Origin of the sequence: Parabacteroides sp. TM07-1AC (assembly GCF_003480915.1) — a bacterium.
Lineage (GTDB): Bacteria > Bacteroidota > Bacteroidia > Bacteroidales > Tannerellaceae > Parabacteroides > Parabacteroides chongii.
On the sequence record NZ_QUKD01000015.1, the window covers coordinates 135257 to 141430 of the forward strand.

Here is a 6174-nt window from a genome sequence, read left to right on the forward strand (position 1 = left end):
TTGTAGTAATAGTTATGAAAAATATTTCAAGAAGAAATTTTTTGAAGACAAGTGCTGTTATGGCAGCAGGTCTTACCATTATTCCAGGTTCTGTATTAGGCAGAACTTACGGACATATTGCCCCGAGTGATAAATTGAATATAGCTGGTATTGGTGTCGGTGGTATGGGACGCCGTAATCTGGCAAATATGAATACGGAAAATATTGTTGCACTCTGTGATGTTGATTGGCATTATGCCGATAAGACTTTTAAGGATTATCCAAATGCAAAACGTTTTAAAGATTGGCGTGTGATGTTTGACGAGATCGGAAAGTCGATTGATGCTATCATGGTTGCAACTCCAGATCATACGCACGCCGGTGTAACAGCTCATGCCATAACATTGGGTAAACATTGTTATACACAAAAACCGCTTACTCATTCTGTTTACGAGTCACGTTTACTTACCAAGCTGGCTAAGAAATATAAGGTGGCTACACAGATGGGAAACCAGGGTAATTCATTTGATTGGTGTCGTCAGATTACGGAGTGGATACAAGCAGGTGCTATCGGTGAAGTGTATGAAGTCCATTGCTGGACTGATCGTCCGATTTGGCCCCAGGGATTGATACAACCCAAGGATGCTGCCAAATGTCCGAAGACTTTGGATTGGGATTTATTCATTGGGCCGGCGCAGAAACGCCCATATAATCCGGTTTACACCCCTTGGAACTGGCGTGGCTGGTGGGACTTTGGAACAGGAGCGTTAGGAGATATGGCCTGTCATATCATGGATCCGTTGTATTGGGCACTTGAGCTTAAATATCCGACCAGTGTTATCGGTAGTTCTACATTGAGTAATTTGTACTCTCCTCCCCATGCTCAGGTTGTTACTTATACTTTCCCGGAGCGTCCGGCAAGAGGAAATGTAAAAATGCCGGAAGTAAAAGTTTACTGGTATGATGGAGGGTTGATGCCGCCTCGCCCGGAAGAGCTGAAAGACGGACAAATGATGGGTGATGAAAACGGAGGTATTATCTTTATCGGTACGAAAGGTAAAATCATGACAGGCTGTTACGGGATGAATCCGACTTTATTACCTGTCTCCGATATGGAACATTTTAATCAGCCTAAACCTACTATTGCCAGGATTAAAGGTGGTAATGGAGATATTTGGTCGACAAATGCCCACGAACAGGATTGGATACGTGCATGTAAAGAATCTCCTGAAAACCGAACGGAAGCTTCTTCCAACTTTCAGTTTTCCGGTCCGTTCAATGAAATGGTTGTGATGGGAGTCCTGGCTGTACGGTTATCTGGATTGCAAGGATTACACCGTGGATTGCAATGGGACGGAGAGAATATGCGCTTTACCAATATCTCTTCTACAGACAAAATAAAGATCGTTACGGTAGATGATTTCAATGTAATAGACGGTGATCCTCGTTTCGACCGCCGCTTTGCTGAATTTAATGCAGCAGAAATGGCAAACGAATGGATCAGGCACACTTATAGCAATGGTTTTTCCTTACCGGATATGCCTAAATAATTCGAGAAAAATAAGTCAATCATGAAAAAGCGATTATTCAATATGTTATTGTTTCTGGTTTGTGGTTTATTCTTCATTTCCGTGCAAGCACAGACTAAAGCAGAAAAAAACGGCTGGCGTTTGGGGATGCAATCGTATAGTTTTCATCTGTTCTCATTGGCAGAAGCATTCGATAAAACACAGGAATTAGGTTTGAAATATATAGAAGTATATCCTGGGCACAAGTTGGGAGGTAAGTGGGGTGACCTGGTGTTCGACTTTGATTTGGATACCCAAACTCAAAGGGAGTTGAAAGAACTGGCCGCTTCTAAAGGAATAAAAATTGTTGGAACCGGCGTATATGTTGCTGAAAAATCCTCCGACTGGGAAAAAATGTTTCGTTTTGCTAGAGCGATGGAAATGGAGTTTATAACCTGTGAACCGGCACTCGATGACTGGGATTTGGTAGAAAAATTGTCGAAACAGTACGACATTAACATATCAGTACATAATCATCCTCAACCATCTGATTACTGGAAACCAGAGAATTTATTACAGGCTATCTCTTTCCGTAGCCGTTCACTCGGTTCGTGTGCCGATGTTGGACATTGGCGCAGGGAAGGACTTGATCAGACAGAATGTCTGAAAAAACTGAGTGGGCGCATTATATCCCTTCATTTTAAAGATATAGCAATAAAAAAGGTTGGAGAAGAGGGGCAGCACGATGTGATCTGGGGGACAGGTATACTTGATGTTAAAGGCATGTTGAAGGAACTGAAGGCGCAAGGTTTCAAAGGGATATTCTCGATTGAATATGAATATAACTGGGAAAATTCTATTTCTGATATAAGGGAATGCATAACTTATTTCAATAAGGTAACAAATGAGATATTTTAGTATTTAAGGAATTGTTTAATCGTTTGTACTTTATGATGAATTGTAAAAACTGGAATGTTTATTTGACATTCCAGTTTTTCGTTTTTGAGTATCTGTATTAATATTTTATCTTTGTAAAATTGTTGAATAAAGAATTTTATTCTGAAGGTGCGATTAATTATTGTCCAGTATTAAATTTAATTCTATGAAAACAAACTTGTTAATCTCATTGTTTTTAGTGCTTCTTTGTGCCTGCCAGGCTCCACCCGTTGAAGAGTATGCGGTTATTCCGCAACCTCAGGAAATCAGTTACACACCGGGCTTTTTCAAGATGGGGGAAGATCCGGCTATTTCTTATTCCGGTGATTTGAACAATGAAGCTCAATTGTTACAAGCGGTTCTTTCCTCTGACTTTTCTGTGGAAGCAACCCTTAAAGATTCAGGGAAAGGAGACATTAACCTGATGCTCGATCCGACAGTTTTGCCGGATAAACCGGAAGGTTACCAGCTGGAAGTTACTTCCGGTAAAATAAATATCAAGGCTAATTCTTCTGCCGGTATACTGAATGGTGTACAAACACTGCGTCAAATTATTAAAGAGAAAGACGGAAAATATCTGGTTCAGAGAGCTGAAGTTACTGACTATCCGGCTTTTTCATGGCGTGCTTTTATGTTGGATGAAGGACGCTATTTTAAAGGGAAAGAAGTCGTGAAAGATCTGCTGGATGAAATGGCTGGGTTGAAAATGAATGTTTTCCATTGGCATCTTACCAACGATCAGGGATGGAGAATTGAAATTAAGAAATACCCGAAACTGACGGAGATCGGTGCTTTCCGCGATTCTTCGGAAATTAATCATTTTGGAAGTGATGTGTATGATGGAAAGCCGCATGGAGGCTTCTATACGCAGGAAGATATAAAGGAAATCGTTGATTATGCGACTAAACGGCATATCACGATTGTACCGGAAGTCAGCATGCCGGGACATGCCAGTGCCGCTATTGCTTCTTATCCCTGGTTGGGTACAAGTGGTAAACAGATCAAAGTCCCAGGTAAGTTTGGTGTGCATTATGACGTTTTGAATGTTTCCGATCCCCGTGTGATGGAGTTTTTGGATGATGTGACGAATGAGGTTATCGCTTTGTTCCCTAGTCCGGTATTTCATATCGGTGGCGATGAAGTAAAATATAACCAATGGAAAGAATCTCCTGCTATACGTAGTTATATGGCTAAGAAAGGTTTGAAAACGCCTGCGGAACTACAGATCTATTTTACGAATGAAGTTTCAAATATGCTTGCGGCGAAAGGTAAGAAAATGATGGGATGGAACGAAATTACAGGAGATAAATTGCATGAATATCAGTCTGCCGAAGATACGAAAGATGTTGATCAACAGCTTGCTAAAGGTACTATCGTTCACTTTTGGAAAGGGGATCCCGAACTTATCAAGAAAGCGATCGACAAAGGATATGACATTGTAAATTCTTATCATATATATACTTATATCGATTATGATTATAAATCGATCCCATTATCCAAGGCTTATTCATTCAATCCGATCCCCGAAGGATTATCTCCAGAAGAACAGGGTAAGGTGTTGGGACTGGGTTGCCAGATGTGGAGTGAATTTATTCCGACGGTCGAAAGTATGAATCAGAAAATTTATCCGCGTATTGCTGCCTATGCTGAAACCGGATGGACGGGGACGGAGAAGAAAGATTTCAACCGATTCTTGAATTCTCTCGGTCATTTTGTCAATAAATGGACGGCCGAAGGACTGGTGATCGGACCGGTTGAATAAAAAAAATATTTTTCAAAGTGATTAAACTATTTCCATGTAACAAAGTCTATTATATCGAAGCGCTTCACAAACAGTTAAATATTAATTTAAGTAATAAGTAGTAGTTTATGAAGAAGGTAATAGGATTGTTTTTGGTTATCCTGATTAGTACAGCAACAGTTTTTGCACAGGGCGGTGATCGCCAGGGAAAGAAGGGAGATCCTTCCAAACGTAGTGAGAAAATGATCGAAGAATTGAAACTCGATGATAAACAAGCAGCTGAATATCGTAAGGTGGAAGCTGACTTTAGAGAGCAGATGAAGAAAGAACGTGAATCTGTCAAAGAAGACCGTGAAAAGATGCGGGAAAAAATGACAGCTATGCGTACTGAAAAAGATGCTCAGATAAAGAAGATTCTGACAGACGAACAGTACAAACAATATCAGGAGAAACAGAAAAAAGCGGATAGCCCTCGTAAAAAGGGACATGGACGTAGATGATAAAAATAAAAAATCCCCGGCAGAATATTCTGTCGGGGATTTTTGTGTTTATTAGTATGGATTATAACGTTTTCAGTTTCAGGTTGCGCCATAGCACTTTGATGCCACCGCCATCATGGATTTGTAAAGCGATGCGACCTTGTCCGGCACCGATTTTCTCATCGTTGATGTTTACCATTTCTTCGCCGTTCAACCAGGTTTGTACGTTATCGCCCTGCACTTTGATACGCATGGTATTCCAGTCACCTTCTTTCAGGATAGTTTCTTTTTCATCCGGAATTTGGACTAACCATCCGCGTCCGTATGATTCATAGATACCACCGGTATCGTGTCCTTTAGGAGCGACTTCAACTTGCCATCCGTTGACTTTTACATCTTCTTCAATGAAAGAACGGATAAATACACCGGAGTTACCGTCTGCTTCCTGTTTGAATTCAACAGTCAGGTCAAAATCATCATAATAATCGCGTGTTGCCAGGTAGCCATATTTCTTATCCGGACCGCTTTCGCAGATCAGCAAACCGTCTTTTACATACCATAATTCAGTTCCGTATGCTTCCCAACCTTTCAGGTCGACTCCATTGAAAAGGTTTACTTCTTTGCTTTTGCGCGGAAGTTCTTTGATCTTTATATTACGGAAAGAGGCAGGATAACCATGGTCCTGCAAACAAAGAACACCTTTTTTAGCTAAACCATATTCAGGAGCGTTTGCCCATTTTCCGCTGTTTTTCTTTTCATACCAATCGTCGGTCCATGCTTCGAATTCCAAAATCTTCTGACCATTCAGCCAATGTTCTACATGACCATTATCAAATACAATTTTAGAATTGTTCCATTCGCCCTGCGGATTAACTTTCATTTTAGATTTGTCTGGCAAATGCATAGCGTAGTCTACGCCCAGTTTTTGCCATTCTTCCAGTGGTTCCGGGAAATTAGGTTCGTCGATCAACTGATATTCCGGACCGGTGACATAAGGCACAGCGAACTGAGGACGTTCTACAACGTGGTAAAGCATACCGCTGTTACCTCCCTTTGATAGTTTCCAGTCCCATGACAATTCAAAGTTTTCATACTGTTTATCGGTTACAATATAACCGCTGGCATCGCTGCCGTCACCTTTTGCCTGGATACATCCGTCAACGACATGCCATGGCTGTGTGAGGGTTGTTCCATTGTAATCTTTCCACCCATCGAGTGTTTTTCCGTCGAAAAGGAGTTGCCATCCACCGGCCACTTCTTCGGGAGTAAGTGTGTTTTGTTCTGCACCTGCGCAAGAGGTAAACAGAGCTAATGATACTGCACAAGAGGCTAACAAACTTGTTGCAGCTACTCTTTTCACTACTGATTCCATTTTAGAATTAAGTTTTAATTGATAATGATATGGGACAAAGATAGGAAAACATCTTATGCAAAATCTTTAAAAAATGTATTGAAATCCGATTCACATCTCAAACAGTTTACCTTTCGATAGCTGTGGTAAGATATTTCGATAGCTGTCGAAAGGCTTTCC

Annotated in this window: 5 protein-coding genes; 4 read left to right on the plus strand and 1 reads right to left on the minus strand. The window is 40.9% G+C overall.

Features of this window, described 5'->3' with window-relative positions:
* Positions 1-14: 14 nt before the first annotated feature.
* From DXD68_RS23000 to DXD68_RS23015, 4 genes are all read left to right on the plus strand, one after another.
* Positions 15-1529, plus strand: a complete 1515-nt coding sequence (locus DXD68_RS23000) for a Gfo/Idh/MocA family oxidoreductase (protein WP_122363800.1) — start codon at positions 15-17, stop codon at positions 1527-1529.
* Between the two features lie 21 nt (positions 1530-1550).
* On the plus strand, positions 1551-2405 hold the full coding sequence (locus DXD68_RS23005) for a sugar phosphate isomerase/epimerase family protein (protein WP_122363790.1): 855 nt from the start codon (positions 1551-1553) through the stop codon (positions 2403-2405).
* Between the two features lie 184 nt (positions 2406-2589).
* Positions 2590-4185: a beta-N-acetylhexosaminidase gene (locus tag DXD68_RS23010; RefSeq protein WP_122363801.1), complete on the plus strand. Its 1596-nt coding sequence runs from the start codon at positions 2590-2592 to the stop codon at positions 4183-4185.
* Positions 4186-4292: 107 nt separating this feature from the next.
* Positions 4293-4664 carry a Spy/CpxP family protein refolding chaperone gene (locus DXD68_RS23015; RefSeq protein WP_122363791.1) on the plus strand — a complete coding sequence of 124 codons (372 nt, stop codon included), beginning with the start codon at positions 4293-4295 and terminating at the stop codon, positions 4662-4664.
* A 61-nt stretch (positions 4665-4725) separates the two neighbouring features.
* Here the strand turns inward: DXD68_RS23015 and DXD68_RS23020 are convergent, their stop codons facing one another.
* Positions 4726-6015, minus strand: coding sequence for a DUF1080 domain-containing protein (locus DXD68_RS23020; protein ID WP_122363792.1), 1290 nt, complete (start codon positions 6013-6015; stop codon positions 4726-4728).
* Between the last annotated feature and the right edge of the window lie 159 nt (positions 6016-6174).